14 protein-coding genes are annotated in these 16,267 nt (G+C 44.1%); 5 read left to right on the forward strand and 9 right to left on the reverse strand.

Annotated features, from left to right (window positions below):
* Window positions 1-28 precede the first annotated feature (28 nt).
* The 7 genes from ruvB to NSQ91_RS25285 form a co-directional block, all read right to left on the reverse strand.
* Complete coding sequence (gene ruvB, locus NSQ91_RS25255; protein ID WP_036677672.1) at window positions 29-1,036, reverse strand: Holliday junction branch migration DNA helicase RuvB; 1,008 nt, start codon at window positions 1,034-1,036, stop codon at window positions 29-31.
* A 36-nt stretch (window positions 1,037-1,072) separates the two neighbouring features.
* A complete protein-coding gene (gene ruvA / locus NSQ91_RS25260; protein ID WP_036677675.1) occupies window positions 1,073-1,690 on the reverse strand; it encodes a Holliday junction branch migration protein RuvA in 618 nt (205 codons plus the stop codon).
* Window positions 1,687-2,190: a crossover junction endodeoxyribonuclease RuvC gene (gene ruvC / locus NSQ91_RS25265; protein WP_036677679.1), complete on the reverse strand. Its 504-nt coding sequence runs from the start codon at window positions 2,188-2,190 to the stop codon at window positions 1,687-1,689. Before ruvC ends, ruvA begins: the two co-directional genes overlap by 4 nt.
* A gap of 245 nt (window positions 2,191-2,435) precedes the next feature.
* The gene (locus tag NSQ91_RS25270) at window positions 2,436-3,161 is read right to left on the reverse strand and encodes a BofC C-terminal domain-containing protein (RefSeq protein ID WP_076130403.1); all 726 of its coding nucleotides are present in this window, start codon (window positions 3,159-3,161) and stop codon (window positions 2,436-2,438) included.
* 680 nt (window positions 3,162-3,841) lie between these two features.
* Window positions 3,842-5,968: a CocE/NonD family hydrolase gene (locus NSQ91_RS25275; protein ID WP_340920384.1), complete on the reverse strand. Its 2,127-nt coding sequence runs from the start codon at window positions 5,966-5,968 to the stop codon at window positions 3,842-3,844.
* Window positions 5,969-5,979: 11 nt separating this feature from the next.
* Window positions 5,980-7,140 carry a dipeptidase gene (locus NSQ91_RS25280; RefSeq protein WP_340920387.1) on the reverse strand — a complete coding sequence of 387 codons (1,161 nt, stop codon included), beginning with the start codon at window positions 7,138-7,140 and terminating at the stop codon, window positions 5,980-5,982.
* Between the two features lie 14 nt (window positions 7,141-7,154).
* On the reverse strand, window positions 7,155-8,129 hold the full coding sequence (locus tag NSQ91_RS25285) for an ornithine cyclodeaminase family protein (protein WP_076185517.1): 975 nt from the start codon (window positions 8,127-8,129) through the stop codon (window positions 7,155-7,157).
* A 182-nt stretch (window positions 8,130-8,311) separates the two neighbouring features.
* Here NSQ91_RS25285 and NSQ91_RS25290 point away from each other — a divergent pair, with 182 nt between their 5' ends.
* From NSQ91_RS25290 to NSQ91_RS25300, 3 genes are all read left to right on the forward strand, one after another.
* On the forward strand, window positions 8,312-9,247 hold the full coding sequence (locus tag NSQ91_RS25290) for an aldo/keto reductase (protein ID WP_340920389.1): 936 nt from the start codon (window positions 8,312-8,314) through the stop codon (window positions 9,245-9,247).
* 519 nt (window positions 9,248-9,766) lie between these two features.
* Complete coding sequence (gene fabV, locus NSQ91_RS25295) at window positions 9,767-10,957, forward strand: enoyl-ACP reductase FabV (RefSeq protein ID WP_340920392.1); 1,191 nt, start codon at window positions 9,767-9,769, stop codon at window positions 10,955-10,957.
* A 174-nt stretch (window positions 10,958-11,131) separates the two neighbouring features.
* Window positions 11,132-12,040: an aldo/keto reductase gene (locus tag NSQ91_RS25300; RefSeq protein ID WP_370510776.1), complete on the forward strand. Its 909-nt coding sequence runs from the start codon at window positions 11,132-11,134 to the stop codon at window positions 12,038-12,040.
* Window positions 12,041-12,250: 210 nt separating this feature from the next.
* Here NSQ91_RS25300 and NSQ91_RS25305 read toward each other — a convergent pair whose 3' ends face one another.
* A complete protein-coding gene (locus NSQ91_RS25305; RefSeq protein WP_076281186.1) occupies window positions 12,251-13,033 on the reverse strand; it encodes a hypothetical protein in 783 nt (260 codons plus the stop codon).
* Window positions 13,030-13,971 (reverse strand): ABC transporter ATP-binding protein, encoded by a 942-nt coding sequence (locus NSQ91_RS25310; RefSeq protein ID WP_179088169.1) that lies wholly within the window; start codon window positions 13,969-13,971, stop codon window positions 13,030-13,032. Before NSQ91_RS25310 ends, NSQ91_RS25305 begins: the two co-directional genes overlap by 4 nt.
* A gap of 156 nt (window positions 13,972-14,127) precedes the next feature.
* Here NSQ91_RS25310 and NSQ91_RS25315 point away from each other — a divergent pair, with 156 nt between their 5' ends.
* Window positions 14,128-14,865, forward strand: a complete 738-nt coding sequence (locus tag NSQ91_RS25315) for a LytR/AlgR family response regulator transcription factor (RefSeq protein WP_076304236.1) — start codon at window positions 14,128-14,130, stop codon at window positions 14,863-14,865.
* Entirely contained in the window at window positions 14,858-16,138 is a 1,281-nt protein-coding gene (locus tag NSQ91_RS25320) for a sensor histidine kinase (RefSeq protein WP_076304235.1), read from the forward strand. Before NSQ91_RS25315 ends, NSQ91_RS25320 begins: the two co-directional genes overlap by 8 nt.
* Window positions 16,139-16,267 lie beyond the last annotated feature (129 nt).

Raw genomic sequence — 16,267 nt, forward strand, 5'->3', positions numbered from 1 at the left:
CATCCTCCTTTATAATTGTAGTGACGAACTAGTGCTGCTCCGGAGGGAGCGGAAGCCCTAAATGATGATAAGCGGCCGGGGTTACAATTCTTCCACGCGGACTCCGCTGCAAGAACCCTATCTGTAGCAGGTACGGCTCATATACGTCCTCAATCGTCTGACTTTCCTCACCAATCGTAGCTGCAATCGTATCCAGTCCTACAGGACCGCCGCGAAAGCTTGAAATCATAGCACTTAACATCTTGTGGTCAATACTGTCCAGACCACGTGGGTCCACCTGAAGCATCTTCAATGCTTCCCCAGAAATTTCAGGAGTTATAATTCCATCTCCGCGCACTTGAGCAAAATCACGGACCCGCTTCAATAAGCGGTTAGCAATCCGCGGTGTGCCCCGCGAACGAAGCGCGATCTCTTCTGCTGCATCGCCAACAATCTCAATGCCTAAAAGATCCGCATTTCGAGAAACAATGTAACTCAGCTCATCTATGTTATAGAATTCCAGGCGACTGACCACTCCGAAACGATCACGCAGTGGCGCAGACAGTAGTCCTGCCCGGGTTGTGGCACCTATCAGTGTGAACGGCGGCAAATCCAATCGTACCGAACGGGCACTTGGCCCTTTGCCGATCATGATATCCAGCGCGAAATCCTCCATCGCAGGATACATAACCTCCTCGACCGTGCGGTGCAAACGGTGAATCTCATCAATGAAAAGCACGTCGCCTTCCTGCAGATTCGTCAGCAGAGCGGCAAGATCGCCTGGACGCTCTATCGCAGGGCCGGAAGTTGTTCGCAGGTTCACACCCAGCTCATTGGCGATAATATTAGCGAGCGTTGTTTTGCCCAGACCCGGAGGTCCGTACAGCAGCACATGATCCAGCGCTTCGCTTCTCATTTTGGCCGCTTCTATATATACTTTCAGGTTTTCTTTCACCTGAGTCTGGCCGATATATTCTCCCAGATAACGAGGACGCAAGCTTAGTTCTACCGCCTGCTCATCCATCATCAAATTCGCGGATATAATCCGGTCATCCATTTCCTATCGCTCCCTTTCTTTAGGATGTGTACGGCTTTACTTAGCTATATATAGCAGCCCTAGTGCTTTCTTCATCAGCACATCTACAGTTCCTGTCTCTGCTCCCTCTTTCTTCAACGCGAGCCACACGCGGTCCAATTCGCTTTCGGTATAACCCAGCCCCTTAAGCGCATCCCGCGCCTCTTGCCATGCCAATCCATCCGTTGCTTCCTCCGTTGGCACTGCAAACAATCCCGTTTGCATTGAAGCCATACTGAGTCCGTCCAGCTTGTCCTTCAAATCAAGGATCATACGCTGTGCCGTCTTTTTGCCAATGCCCGGTAATTTCGTTAAGAACGTTATATTCTCTTGATAAATCGCTGAAATCAACTGATCCGGTGTTCCACCTGTCAGGATTCCAAGCGCAACCCTAGGACCGATGCCAGATACCTCTATCAGCTTGCGGAACAATTTTTGTTCCTCACGAGTCGGGAACCCAAATAATAGCGTAGCGTCCTCACGTGTTTGGTAATGAATATAGATCGTTACAGGTCCTTCTACTTTAGCAAAAGCATAAGGATTCGGGCAGAATACCCGGTATCCTACTCCCTGCACATCCAACACCACATATTCCGACTCCAAATGAACGACGGGTCCTCTTAAGAAATCTATCATTTTCGCAATACCTCATTTAATTTAGAATTAAGACTGCTCGAATGGGCATGGCATACCGCTACCGCCAGCGCATCCGCCACATCATCGGGTTTCGGAATCGCCGATAGCTTCAGCAGCAGCTTCACCATTTCCTGGACCTGCCGTTTCTCAGCCTTACCATAACCCACAACAGCCTGCTTTACCATCATAGGTGTATATTCCGAGACGGGGAGACCCCGCTGTACTGCAGCTAATATAGTCACACCGCGGGCCTGCGCCACTGGCAATGCTGTAGTAACGTTGCGAGCGAAAAACAGCTTTTCTATCGCCACAGCATCGGGTTTATATTTATCAATGAGCTGACCCATGCCTTCATAGACATGCAGCAGTCGTTCTTCTTCAGGCGTATGAGCCTCAGTCTGAATACAACCATATTGGACGGGGGTCAGTTTATGTCCTTCCTTATCCACAAAGCCAAAGCCGACGATCGCCAGCCCCGGATCAATTCCCAAAATACGCAAACACGATCTCTCCTCTATAACAGGCAGATTATTCCACCGTTTTCATCCATTCCTCCGCCATGAAGCGAACATATGTATTCCTTCTAACCATTATAGCAAAAATCGCCCTTGCGGGAGAAAAAAAGTTTACTGTTTGCAGCGAAATGGCAACTTTAGGCCTACAGTTAAGACTCTTCCCCGTTTCATTTCACACAAAAAAGCTGCCCTCAGCCATTAATAATGACTTTAGGACAGCTTTATCAAAGCTATTGCTTGTTCTGCATGACATGCTCAGCAGCTTCGCGGGCATAATCACTGAAGGTAGACAGCACACTGTTGTACTCTTCAATATCCTGAACACGAATCCCCTCATGAAGCTCTTTCCAAATATTTTCCGGCAATGAGGATTTCAGGGAACCCATATCCATTTGAAAAAAAGTCTTCAGTACCTTCTCCTGAACTGGCGGACCTTTAAACAAGGTCAAATTCCCAAACGCATCTACACCAATGTAAGCTTCATTTTTTATCATTGTCGATAAATCATTCACTTTTTGTTCCAGCCACAAATCCCCTTCTGAACTAATCCAACCGCTCCATTCAGGGTGTTCATTGATTATAGTCTTCAGCTGAAGCGGGTTCTTTACGCCCGGCAACGTCTGAATCTCTTCTCCGGACACATAGGTTGTTTTTAAATGAACGGTTCTGCTGAGCCCACTTTGGGTGATGGTTTGCAGCAGTTGTTCATTATTTAAAGTGCCCTTCTCTTTTGCCTCATCACTGTCCTCGCCTACTTTAAAGACAGCTGCGGCCAGCTCACTATCGGCACTATCCGCCCAGCTAGAATTCGTCAGCAGTCCACTGATTTCCTCAGGTACCTGCATACTGCGCCAAGCCAGTACAGTAAAAGCTATACAAGCAGCTCCTACCCAAAGCGCCTTTTTCCAACGTCTCCATCGCCGCCAAAGTTGTTTTTTTAAGCGAAACGCGTTCACGTTAATCCCTTCATTCTGGTTTTTCCCTATTGTGACCTAAGAAGGGAGCATTTATGCGCTTTTCTGTGAATAATCGACATTTCTCCAAAAATACAAGGTTGACCTTGCAGTATAGTTCAAGATTTATGGTATAACCAATAGACTATTAGTTCTTAATGTGCTATGCCATTGGATTGGGCGTTTGGGATGGTGGCGATGTAGGCGTTCTGCGTTTGCGGGATGGGGAATGCGTTCTGGTGCTGGGAGTATGTGTTCTGCGTTTGCGCGTTGTGCGGAGTGGATCTAAAACTAATTAGGGAAAAACTCCCTGAAAGTAGGAGAAATTTGCTCTAAATGAACGAAACCAGGGAATTCCTCCCTAATAAATAGGCTGTTTTCCTTATTTCCGGGGAATCAGACATAAAATTAGGGAGTTTTTCCTCAATTATATGCCTGACGACCAGAATCCTAAGAATTTCAGGGAGAAATTCCCTAATCGCTCTATAAGTGTTTTACTTTTCGCTTCAATTGAAGCATAAGTTTATTCTTCACTTTTTGTTTCACCTAGGCCGCACTCGGTGTTCACTCAGTACTCTCTCGGTACGTCACTTGAAGCATCATTTGTCATCAAATGCAGCTTCAGCTTCAAGTGTTAATTCCCTTTACCTTTGTTCAGCCCTTTCTTCGTATTAAAGTCACATTTAAGCGTTAGGAACCACCGGCAGCTTCACATGGCTCGGATACTCACAATTATGGTAAACAGTCTGCAGCACAGTAATCGCTTCTGAATCTTCATACGGATTACTGCCTGTATTTGTATTAGGGAAAGCAACGAATTTACTGGACGAAGTAATCGAGAACCGAATTCGGTGCCCCACAGCAAATCTATGAGCAATATTCGGCATGAAAATATCATATTTCTCCACCTGCCCAGGAATCAGCAGCTCAGGCGCTTCCAATCCATGACGGTATTTAGCTCTGACAATATAATTGGATAACCGGATAGAGTCCCCTTGTTCATTCACGTCACTAAGCGTAACAACCCAATCCGTATCTTTGCCAGTGCTGGCAGCATAGATAACCGCAGACAATTCTCCGGCCACAGTCAGCTCATCCGTCAGAATATCACTAGTGTAGACAAGGATATCATTGCGCAGCTCGTATTTTCGCAAATTCTCAGGCTCTCGTTCACCGCTACCATTCATAGGATCATGAGGATTATAGATATAAGTATCTTCAGGAGAATGTTCCTCAGGCGCTGCAAGCAGTTGCCCATCCCCTTGTCCTGAATTCGCTCGCCCGCCGCTGGAAAGGTAGAAGGAAGAAGTTGTGGCATCAGCAGGTGTCCAATCCGCGGACGTTCTCCACTGATTTTCACCAACAACATAATAAGAGGCTCTAGGCTCCTGATCTATTCCATTTGGAATGCCTTTGAGGAAGCGGTCGAACCAGCGCAGCACAGAAACATCGTAATCATAGACTACGGCATCATTGCCGAAGCTCACGCCTTCGTAGTCTCTAGCTCTGTTCGGCCCGTGCTCCCAAGCGCCCAGACGGATTTTTCGATTTGGCACATCATGTTCTGTCAACATTCTCCATGTTTCCGATACGCCGGCGCTGTCGCCGTCATACCAGCCTGAGATAACATACATAGGCACCTGCACCTGATCACCGCGCTCGGTAAAAGTACAGTTTTTCCAGAAATCATCATACTCCGGATGCTGGCTCCACAGATCCCATGGACCTGATGTTTTGCCAATCATTTGCTGAGGGATCTCTTTAATCGGTCTTGCATCAACGGCTGCTTCCGGATTCACCGTAATGCCTCCAAAGATATCAAAATCCGTCCGAGTACCCACAGATTGAGCAAGAGTCCAAGAGAGCAATGGCCAAGAACAAAGGGTTCCCCCTTTGCGAACGGTATCAACAAATGGAGAGCCCACGTTCACTTCATCCACAACCGCCTTCAGATTCGGGTGCCCACTGGTGGCCGCCGCCACAACAACAAAACCTAGATAGGATGCGCCCCACATGCCGACGTTGCCATCCGACCATTCCTGAGCAATAATCCAGTCAATCGTATCATAACCGTCATCCCGTTCATTATAAAAAGGAATCAGTTCGCCTTCCGAATCTGCCCGACCTCTAACATCCTGCGATACTACTGCATAACCTTTATTGGCCCATCTCATAAAAATCTCTTTTTTTCCGTTGCGGTCATAACATGTTCTTACGAGAATTGTCGGCAGCTTAGTTCCCGGCTTAATGCCCTCTGGTAAAAAAACATCTGTCGCCAACTTCACCCCATCGCGCATCGGAATCAGATCAGTACCCAAATCGTTCACACCATATTCTGCCTTGGATAGAAGAGGATCGTCGTAGACCACTAACGGAGTCAGCTTCTCATAACCTGCTTTAACCATAAGCTCAATACCATACCGATTCGGCGTTAAAAAAGCGATAATTTCCCCGTCCAAAGTCACAATGTCCAGAGCCGTCTCTTTGCGCAGCGCCCATACTTGTGAGGTCAGTTCGCGGCCTTCAATCTGCGCCTGATACTGGATATGCTTTTGATAGATATCGCCATTACTCAGCACTACCTCGTCTTCTGCCCATTCTGCATTAGCATAAGCATCCAAATGTTTATGGATTTTTTGAAGCGGGAGTACGGTCTTGAACTGTCCATCCAGCACATTGTCCTGCATTTGCGTTCTTCTGCGCGGATCGACCTTAGCTAGCATGATCTGTTGCTCTGTAAAATGAATTTTGCCTGTATAAACACCAGAAAAGTAGACGTTAAATGTAGATGTGTGTAAGTAGGTTGTCATCTGTTTATCCCCTATCCGCAAATTTCTTCAAATACGCGCAGCCAGTTGCCGCCCATGATCTTAGCAATATCTGCATCCGCATAACCGCGGGCAACCAAACCTCTAGTAAAGTTAATAAAATAACTATATTTCTCAAGTCCAGCAACGGTTTCTGTAGAAGGACCGTCTCCTTTGGCGAATCCAAGCTTGGGTGCGATATGTTCTTTAAAATAAACCAATGACCAGAGCACATCGCTCATCGGCCAATCCGTTCCAATTCCGACATGATCCACGCCTACAAGCCGGATTACATATTCGATATGATCCAGCACATGGTCAATAGTTGTATGTTTAGGATCTTCATGAACAAACCAAGGCATAGCAAAAATACCAATAACTCCACCCGTCTTGGCTATCGCGATAATCTCCTCATCACTTTTACAGCGCATATGCGGATAGATCGCCTCTACACCCGTATGTGAAGCAATCACCGGAGTTGTGGAATAAGCGCAGGCATCTAACGTAGTCTGTTTCCCGCAATGCCCCGTATCTACAATGATCCCCAGCTTGTTCAAGCGTGCAATGAATCTTTTCCCAAAATTAGTGACCCCGGCGTTCGATTGTTCTGCGCAGCCCGCCCCAATCTGGTTCTGATTGTTGTAGGTCAATTGTATAATTCTTAATCCGAAGTTATAAAGTACATCTAATTGATCGAGATTCGTGCCCAGACCATCCGTTTCTTGTGCTGTGATAATGCCCGCTTTATAACCATTACGCTTGGCAGCACGTATGTCTTCGGCAGTTAAGACTTTGATTAACCAATCTGCAGAATCGAATTGCAGTTGCACCTCTGCCATGCTTGTAATGATGCTGTCTAAGGATTCCAAATGAAGTTCGCGGTTCCCTGCTGTAATTCCGGACTTGTACCACTCTTCCTTATACTCAGGGATCTCTCCGCTCGCAGATAGCTTTGTGATGATTTTTGCAGGCATACTGCTGTATACCATTGGCTCATCTTTATAAGGCTCACATAATTCTTTGATTCTGTCAGAGATAGAGTCTGGAATCGCGCTTGGAGATAAGGGGCCTTGAAACAGCAGATCGATAATAATGTTCTGTTCATGCAAGCGTTTAGCCCGCTCCTCCTCTTGCTCCGTCAACTTGAAATCATACAGACCTTCATAAGTGCTCATCGTGTAGTCGCTCCTTAGAATGCAATTTCAGTGCCTTTATGTAATCTAACAGCTTCATTATATATAAAATTAGCTGCTGCTAAATCCTCAATGGCCAGCCCTAATCCTTTAAAAAGAGTAATGTCAGCTGCGGACCTTCTGCCCTCGATAGTGCCACTGATCAGCTCACCAATCTCCCCGACAATATGATCTGCTGTAATTTTGCCTTCGTTCAGCGGGATTAAATAATCACCAGATTCATTCTGAGCGGATTCCAGCCGATCTACATATAACTTAGCTAATTGGACGGTCTCCGAATCCAGCTCACGGTCATTTGGTCTGCATGCGCCGACAGCATTGATATGTACACCCGGTTTCAGCCATTCTCCCTTGAGCACAGGTTCGGTGGATGCTGTCACGGTACAAATGATATCCGCTGCGCTGACTGCCGCTTGAACTGTCTCGGCAACAATGATCTGCACATCATATTTTTGGCTCATCTCCATTTGAAAATCCTGTGCCTTTGCGAGTGTCCTGCTCCATACTTTTACCTCACGGATGGGTCGAACCCGCAACATCGCTTCCAGATGACTTTTTGCTTGTTCCCCAGTTCCAAGAAGAGCAAGGATTTCGGCATCCTCTCTGGCCAGATATCGGGTTGCTGCTGCACTGACTGCCGCCGTACGAATGGCTGTAATCTTTTGTCCATCCACTATAGCTTTCAGAACACCCGTAGATGAATCGAATAGGGTAACAAGACCTTGATGAGAAGGCAGGCCTGAACCATGATTGCTGGGAAATACACTGATGATTTTGGCACCAGCTACCTCTTCATGCTGCAAATAACCCGGCATTAAGCCGAGCAGATTGCTCTTTTGTAAAGGAAGCACTTGTCTTAAGCTTTGTACCGCTTGTCCAGCGGAAAGAGCCTTCAAAACAGATTCCATAACGGAGATGCAAGATTCCATAGCTAACAGTTCGGCCACTTCATTTTGATTAATGACTAGCATAAGACGGACCTCCTTCTCCTCATCATGATTGCACGAACGCGAATATAAAATTTTCTTACTATCATAACTTATCCGGTTTAAATATTCATGTATAAAGCTGGAAGGCAAAATTTGTCCTGACCCGAGTTATTCTCTATACTTAATATAGTACGTATTATATTTTAAGGAGCTGACTATTGATTATGGCTAATAAAATAACTTTAGGAAAAACCAATCTGCAGGTTCTCCCGCTGGGTCTGGGTGCCAATGCTGTTGGCGGACATAATTTATTTCCGGGTTTAAATGATGAAATCGGCAGAAATATTGTGCGCAGCGCTCTGGATCATGGGATTAATTTTATTGATTCCGCCTTTATTTATGGACCAGGAAGATCCGAGGAACTGATTGGCGAAGTGCTGAAGGAAAGAGGCGACCGCGACAATGTGGTCATTGCTACTAAAGGCGCTCACGTGATTACCGGTGACAAGATTACACTCGACAACTCTCCAGCTTTTCTAAGACAGTCTGTAGAAGACAGCTTGAAACGCCTCCAGACCGATTATATTGATCTTTACTATATTCATTTCCCTGATGAAAGCACACCTAAGGACGAAGCTGTAGGTGAACTTAAGAAGCTGAAGGATGAAGGGAAGATTAGAGCCATCGGGGTGTCTAACTTCTCCATTGATCAGCTGAAAGAAGCCAACAAAGACGGTCATGTGGATGTTCTTCAATCCCACTACAATCTGCTGCATCGTGATGCGGAACAAGATTTGCTGCCTTATACGCAGGAGCATGGCATTTCTTTCGTGCCCTATTTCCCACTTGCGTCGGGTCTGCTGGGCGGCAAATATAAGCAAGGCGATACATTCAGCGACATTAGAAAAAATGACCCGCTATTTCAAGGGGAGACCTTTGCCAAGAATCTGGAGAAGGTGGACAAGGTTCGTCAGATTGCCAATGCTAAAGGTGTCGAAGTCGCACATGTCGTACTTGCCTGGTATTTGACCGTACCTTCCATCGATGCGCTTATTCCGGGCGCCAAACGTCCTGAGCAGATCGTTTCCAACTTAGAGACGCTGAAGGTGCAGCTGACACCAGAAGAGATCAAAACTATAGATTCCATATTTAAGGCGTAATCTAGCCTCATTAGATTAAGGGGTTGTCCCATTGCCACGAAATGGCTGCTGGGGCAGCCCCTTTTCTGCTTGGGTTCATCGGATGATTCGGGTTAGATAGTTCGATTGCCATGATTCGTAAGATTCGTCATTCGTTCGTTTTATTTCCTTCTTACGTTCGGTCGACCTATCACAGCTCCCCGCACAATGCCCCTATCGGACACAGTTGACCCTTAACGCAGCATTATTGCACATTTGGAATTCCAACGGACCTCATAGCCGCTATTGGCACGAAATACACCTAATATGAACCTTTTTCTAAGCAATAACGTCTCTGGGGTCCGAAACCCTGCTGAAAAGGCGATAAATTTGCATATAACGTCATCTGGGTCCGTAAGCGGCAGCGGATGGCAGTCGATCGTAGTGGAGAGCAGTCATTCTTCTCCAATATCCTAAATTCTTTGTATTAGTAAATATTGTTTGCTATACTTTCTCTGAAGTAACATTGGACTTTAATTTTATAAAAAGGGGAATTCCTTGATGATTATTCAACCTAAAACTCGCGGATTTATATGTACAACAGCCCATCCAGAGGGATGCGCCAAACAAATACAACAACAAATTGAATATGTAAAAGCACAAAAGAAAATTGAGGGACCTGCTAATGTACTAGTCATTGGCGCTTCTACCGGATACGGACTAGCTTCCAGAATTTCAGCCGCTTTTGGTGCGGGCTCCAACACCATTGGTGTTTTCTTTGATAAAGCTGCTGAAGGTCAACGTACAGCTTCTGCTGGCTGGTACAACTCTGCTGCTTTTGAACAACAAGCAGCGCAGCTTGGACTTAAATCTCACAGCATAGTTGGCGATGCCTTCTCCGATGCTATCAAAGAGAAGACCATTGAATTGATTAAAGCTGAATATGGCACAGTTGATTTAGTTGTCTATAGTGTCGCTTCACCACGCCGCACTCATCCGGTAACAGGAGAAACCTTCTCCTCCGTCATTAAACCGGTGGGAACCGCTTATTCGAACAAAACCTTGAACTTCCATACAGGTGAAGTATCCATGACCACTATTGAGCCTGCTTCAGAAGAGGAAGTACGTCAGACCATCGCAGTTATGGGCGGCGAAGACTGGAGAATGTGGATCGATCAGCTTCAAGCAGCTGGCGTGCTTGCCGAGGGAGCTACAACCGTTGCTTACTCCTACATCGGGCCTGAAATCACTCACCCTATCTATCGCGACGGAACGATTGGTCAAGCCAAACATGATCTGGAACAAACAGCGATCCAACTGAATGATCGCCTGTCCACTCAAGGTGGACGTGCTTTTGTTTCCGTGAACAAAGCTCTGGTAACCCAATCCAGCTCCGCGATTCCTGTAGTCCCTCTTTATATCTCTGCATTGTATGAAGTAATGAAGGAAAAAGGGCTGCACGAGAACTGTATTGAACAAATGTACCGTTTATTCTCTGAGCATCTTTACAGTGGGGGCGAAGCTACTGCTGACGGAGGCTGCTTGATCCGAATTGATGACTGGGAAATGCGTGAGGATGTTCAGACTGAGGTTATGAAACGTTGGGACGAGCTGACAACCAACAATGCAGGTGAGCTTGCTGATCTTGAAGGTTACCGCCAAGATTTCTTTAATCTGTTTGGTTTTAGAACAGAGGGTGTAGACTACGAAGCTGACATTGATCCTAATGTCGACATTCCAAATATGTATTAATAACTGATCTATAGACAAATGAGGTTATCTCTGAAGTAGTGAATTCTACTGACGAGATAACCTCTTTCTCTTTTAGATAGACATTGGCTTACCTCCCCTCTTTATGATATGGTTTGATTGAATACTGCATGTTCTACTAACATTCGAAGGAGTGAGTCACTTTTGGTTAAAAAAATTAGTGTAGCAAACGGCGCACTTGAGGTGTCACAAATTTCGCTTGGCTGTATGCGGATTGCTGATTTATCTGCAAAAGAAGCAGATACACATGTACATAGTGCCCTCGAGCTCGGAATAGACTTTTTTGACCACGCCGACATCTACGCAGCTGGCAAAGCCGAAGAAGTATTCGCAGGTGTACTGGAGAACAATCCGGGTATGCGTGATAAAATGATGATCCAAACCAAATGCGGAATCCGCAACGGTTTTTTTGATTTCTCCAAGGAACATATCCTGCAATCTGTGGAAGGCAGCCTTAAGCGCTTGAAAACAGACTATATCGACGTCCTACTGCTTCACCGTCCTGATACGCTATTCGAGCCAGAAGAAGTCGCTGAGGCTTTTGATATTCTGGAAAGCAAAGGTATGGTCAAACACTTTGGTGTCAGCAATCAGAACCCGTTGCAAATCGAGCTGCTTAAAAAAAGTGTAAAGCAACCGCTGCTGTTCAACCAGCTGCAATTGAGCATTATGGTCACTGGCATGATTGATACAGGTTTCAATGTGAATATGACTAACTCCGGTTCAGTTGTTCATGATGGCGGGATTTTGGAGTACAGTCGCCTGCATGACATGACCATTCAGCCTTGGTCGCCTTTCCAATATGGCTTCTTTGAAGGCGTATTCTTAGATAACGATAAGTTCCCTGAATTGAACGAGGTCATTAACCGCTTAGCAGCTGAAAAAGACGTAACCAATACAGCGATTGCCATCGCATGGATTCTCAGACATCCGGCAAATATGCAGCCTGTCGTTGGCACAACTAATACGCAGCGCTTGCGTGATATTGCCAAAGCTTCCGATATTACTCTCACTCGGCAAGAATGGTATGAAATCTACCGTGCTGCCGGCAATGTCCTTCCATAAACACCTAAAGCCACGAGGTACGTTATTAACGTACGCCGTGGCTTTTTTACCAGAGAGCGATTCAATCCTCACGTTCTAGTAAAACTAGATAGACAGCGTCAAGATATTCGTATACTCACAAAAAGAACACAAAAAATAATAACTACTACCGAAATACTTAAGATCATAGTGGTTCTTTTGCTATCCTTTTTCATAATCCATCCTTCCTCTCTATAGATGCACATCTCTCTTTTCAAAAGAAATTAAAGCAACGCTCAAGCAAACTCCTATGATTACAACAGGGATTAGGATCATACGAACACCCTCGTTTAGGGTATATATTTCATGTGAATTTACAGCAGAGAATTTAAAAATTTGCGTCGTTAGCGTATTTTCAGAAATCACTCTCAGATATACATACGAAGAGTCTTTCAGATAACCACTGAGCAGAAAATCGCCAAATACAAAAACAAACGTGGCAATAACAGCGGTAGCCGATTTTTTCATCAATACTCCTAACAACAGCACGACAGCGGAATAAGCTGCGAGATACAAAATATTGAATCCAATAGCCCCCATAGCAACGATAAACTTCCCCTCTAAGCTTTCATTTCCGATATGGGAACCCGTAACAAGCGCTGCCAGCATATACAATACATAAAAAAGACCAAAAAATTGAATTACCCACCATAATACAACTTTTAATTCGGTCAGATATTTTCCCAGTAAATATAATGACCTGCTCTGACCCGAAGCGATAATGGTTTGAACCGACCCATACTCAAATCCCTCGGTAGCAAAAAAACAAACGTAAATCGGGATGATAAAATACAGAAAAAAAGATAACTGAATGCTAGTGATTAAAGGCTCTAAAGGACTGTCTATATCAAATCCTACTTGTACCCCCATCCAAACCAGTAATAAGGCACTTCCAAACAGCAAAAGAAGACTTATCCCCTTGAACATGGGATCCTTGGTTACATAATAAGCTTCAGCCTTAAGAAAATTCCTCATTCGTTACCTCCAGCAATTAGATCCATATAATAGTTCTCAAGATTTGGAGCCGACAGGTTAATCCCTTCAATATGGATGCCCCGCTGTAGAAAAAAAGACATCAGTTCTTCCAGATTTGTACTCTCTTTAGGAATTTGAATTTCTCCAGCTTCGCTGATCGTAATGGTTTCTAGTTGGAGTTCACTTTTCAAAATCTGAAGTGTCGCTGCGGGATCAGCCGTTCGAATACAGATCTTTGTTTCCGCCGTATGTAAGAGTTCCTCCGCAGAAGCTTCTTTGATTAACCTTCCTTTATGAATAAAACCGTATTGGGTCGCAAGTAGCTGCAACTCACTTAAAATATGACTGGATATTAGTATAGTCACTCCTTGCTCTTTGGATAGCTTCTCCAGGATCTTTCGCACTTCTACAATGCCTGACGGATCAAGACCATTAATAGGCTCGTCCAATACCAGAAATTTGGGATCGTTAAGTAGAGCAATAGCCAGACCTAAACGTTGTTTCATCCCAAGGGAGTATTCTGAGGTTAGCTTAGAACCGGCATCTGCCAGAGAAACTGCCTGCAATACTTCCGCAATTCTGCTCTTATCCTTAATCCCAAACGCACGGCAATAAAACGTAAGATTTTGCTTCGCATTTAGATTAGGATAAAGCGCTGGCCTTTCAATTAGAAATCCAACCTTTCGCCTCGCCTCGTGAACAGCTTTTGTGTCCTTTTTTTCAAAAAGAGAGATTTCGCCATGTGTCGGATGTACCAATCCGCCTATTATCTTCATTAATGTAGTTTTACCTGCCCCATTTTCGCCAACAAACCCATAAATATCTCCTGCCCCAATCGTCATATAGACATCCTGAAGCGCAAAAGACTCTCCGTATTGTTTGCTTAAACCTCTGGCCTCAAAGATCGTTTGAGTCAAATCAAACACTCCTCTTTTCACTTTTCCACATCCTAACATGTTGTCATGGACACTACATTCAAACTGTAATAATCAAGTTAGTTAATGTAATTATTAAGAAGGATTTGTATAATGTGACTTATATGGTCGACAAATTCCCGGATATTTTGGACAATTCTTGTCGAAAGGAATGATAAAGTGATACGTATTGCTGTCTGTGATGATGACTTTCCCACTACTGAATTAATAGAGAGACTTATTCTGGAGACTCAAAGGAATTTCACAAGGAAAATAGAGGTGTCGATCTTTTATTCCGGAGAAAGCTTCACTAAGGCCATTCAAGAGGCCTGCGCGTTTGAAATTATTTTTATGGACATTGAAATGGCGGATATGGATGGAATAAAAGCTGGGTATGTACTGCGGGGAAATGATGAAAATGATCTAGTGCAGCTTATCTATGTCTCTAGTCATGATGAATATCATCTGCAACTCTTCGATGTTCAGCCCTCGGGATTTATCAAGAAACCTATCGATTCAGAGATATTTAAGCAAAAACTGATTTCTACGATTGAAAAAGTAATTCGCAAGCTGCAGCAAGGCAAAAAAAACTTCTTATCACTACAGCAAAAAGGAAAAGAAATTCTAATCCCCTATCGAAATATCATCTATCTGGAAAGCAACCGGCGGAGAATTATTCTTTATTCCTGCAACGATCAACTCGACTACTACAGTACACTAAACGAGGAAGAGCAGAAGCTTCCTGTGAGCGATTTTGTCCGAATCCATCAATCCTACATCGTTAACTTTTACTTTATTAAAGAAATCAGTAACCAGGGAGTAATTCTCCTAAATGGTGAAGCCTTACCCATTAGTGCAAAATATAGTGCCGATTTTAAGAAAAAATATCTGAAATTCAGGGGGAGTCTTGTTGGATAATATCTTTCTGGAGGAGTTATTCTATCTAGTAACGCTTCCACTTTTACCTATCATCATTCATTACTTCTACAGCCATTGTTTCGTTAGCCGACTTACCACCAAAGCCAATCTTGTTATCTTGTACTCTCTATATTTCCTCTGTATTGTCTTTCTGCACTATAGCTCACTGCCAGGCTCAATCCTACTCACACTCAATATTGGCCTGATTGCTCTCTTATCTTTTTTTTACAATGGAAATATCAAATGGCGGATCGTTGCCGCTCTTTTTCTGGTTGCGCTTATTACGCTTAGTGAGTTATCACTGCCCCTATTTTACTCGACAAAGGGATATATTCTGAACCAGTTTCTTTCCAAGCTGCTGATGTTTATATTAGCTTTTGTATCCGTGCGCGTAGCTAAAGCCTTTGGAAATGGCGGGTTATCTAAATGGTATTGGGTTCTATTATTTATTTGCCCTTCTATAAGCACACTAGGGATCTACAGCTTCGCATCCAGCCTTTATATGCAGTCCTTCCCTACCCTTGTTCCAATCCTATCCACAGGACTACTCATTATAAATTTATTGATATTTATCTTATGCGACCGTATGTTAGTTATCCAATCTGCACAGAACCAAAGTTACTTACTTGAGCAACAAAATGCTTACTATGTAAATCAATATCTTTTGACAAAAGAAATACAGGAAGAATCTTTTAAGTTCCAGCATGATATTAAAAATATTCTCATAGGTTTACGCGCAAAGGTACAATCCGGTGAAGATGCCAATCTGAATGAGTTGGACAACTTACTGGGGCAAATAGACAATCCAATAGGCGTCAGCAATAGCGGGAATACGATTATTGATTCCATTATCAACTACAAGCAGCAGGTCGCTGAGAAGCATCAGATCCCCTTCAAGTTAGACTTGAACATCCCTGTACAGCTGACGCTCGACACCACAGTTATCAGTGTGATTTTAGGAAATGCACTGGACAATGCCATTGAAGCTTGTTGCGATAAAAGAAATGAAGAGTGCTATATCACCATACATATGCATTATCTTAATGAAAGCTTGTTCATCCGGATTCAGAATCCTTATGTGAATGAAATTCATACGAATCGTTTTGGCGACATCTGCTCCACAAAAACTAATAAATCCGGTCATGGTATAGGCTTAAAAAGTATCCAGAAGGTCGTTGAGGATAGTAATGGCTTAGTAGATATTTCATATAACAATAATCTATTTCAAGTCGAAATTGTTCTTTTTATGGTCCCCTGTAAAAAAAGGATTTAGAAGCTTATCATAAGCTTCATCATAAACCCAAGTGATTCCTTCATCTTTACTGGTAAGATATATAGTTCCTGCCACACCGGTATCTTGATCAATTAACGAGATAGGGAACAGTCCTTCCTTTCTATTAAA

It is taken from the genome of Paenibacillus sp. FSL R7-0048 (assembly GCF_038004505.1).
GTDB classification, from domain to species: Bacteria; Bacillota; Bacilli; order Paenibacillales; family Paenibacillaceae; genus Paenibacillus_AQ; species Paenibacillus_AQ odorifer.

Excerpts from the sequence above, each read along its gene's own strand:
- fabV (WP_340920392.1), top strand. The coding sequence starts at position 9,767 with ATGATTATTCAACCTAAAACTCGCGGATTTATATGTACAACAGCCCAT.
- NSQ91_RS25280 (WP_340920387.1), bottom strand. The coding sequence starts at position 7,140 with ATGAGCACTTATGAAGGTCTGTATGATTTCAAGTTGACGGAGCAAGAG.
- NSQ91_RS25305 (WP_076281186.1), bottom strand. The coding sequence starts at position 13,033 with ATGAGGAATTTTCTTAAGGCTGAAGCTTATTATGTAACCAAGGATCCC.
- NSQ91_RS25285 (WP_076185517.1), bottom strand. The coding sequence starts at position 8,129 with ATGCTAGTCATTAATCAAAATGAAGTGGCCGAACTGTTAGCTATGGAA.
- ruvA (WP_036677675.1), bottom strand. The coding sequence starts at position 1,690 with ATGATAGATTTCTTAAGAGGACCCGTCGTTCATTTGGAGTCGGAATAT.
- NSQ91_RS25290 (WP_340920389.1), top strand. The coding sequence starts at position 8,312 with ATGGCTAATAAAATAACTTTAGGAAAAACCAATCTGCAGGTTCTCCCG.
- ruvB (WP_036677672.1), bottom strand. The coding sequence starts at position 1,036 with ATGGATGACCGGATTATATCCGCGAATTTGATGATGGATGAGCAGGCG.
- NSQ91_RS25275 (WP_340920384.1), bottom strand. The coding sequence starts at position 5,968 with ATGACAACCTACTTACACACATCTACATTTAACGTCTACTTTTCTGGT.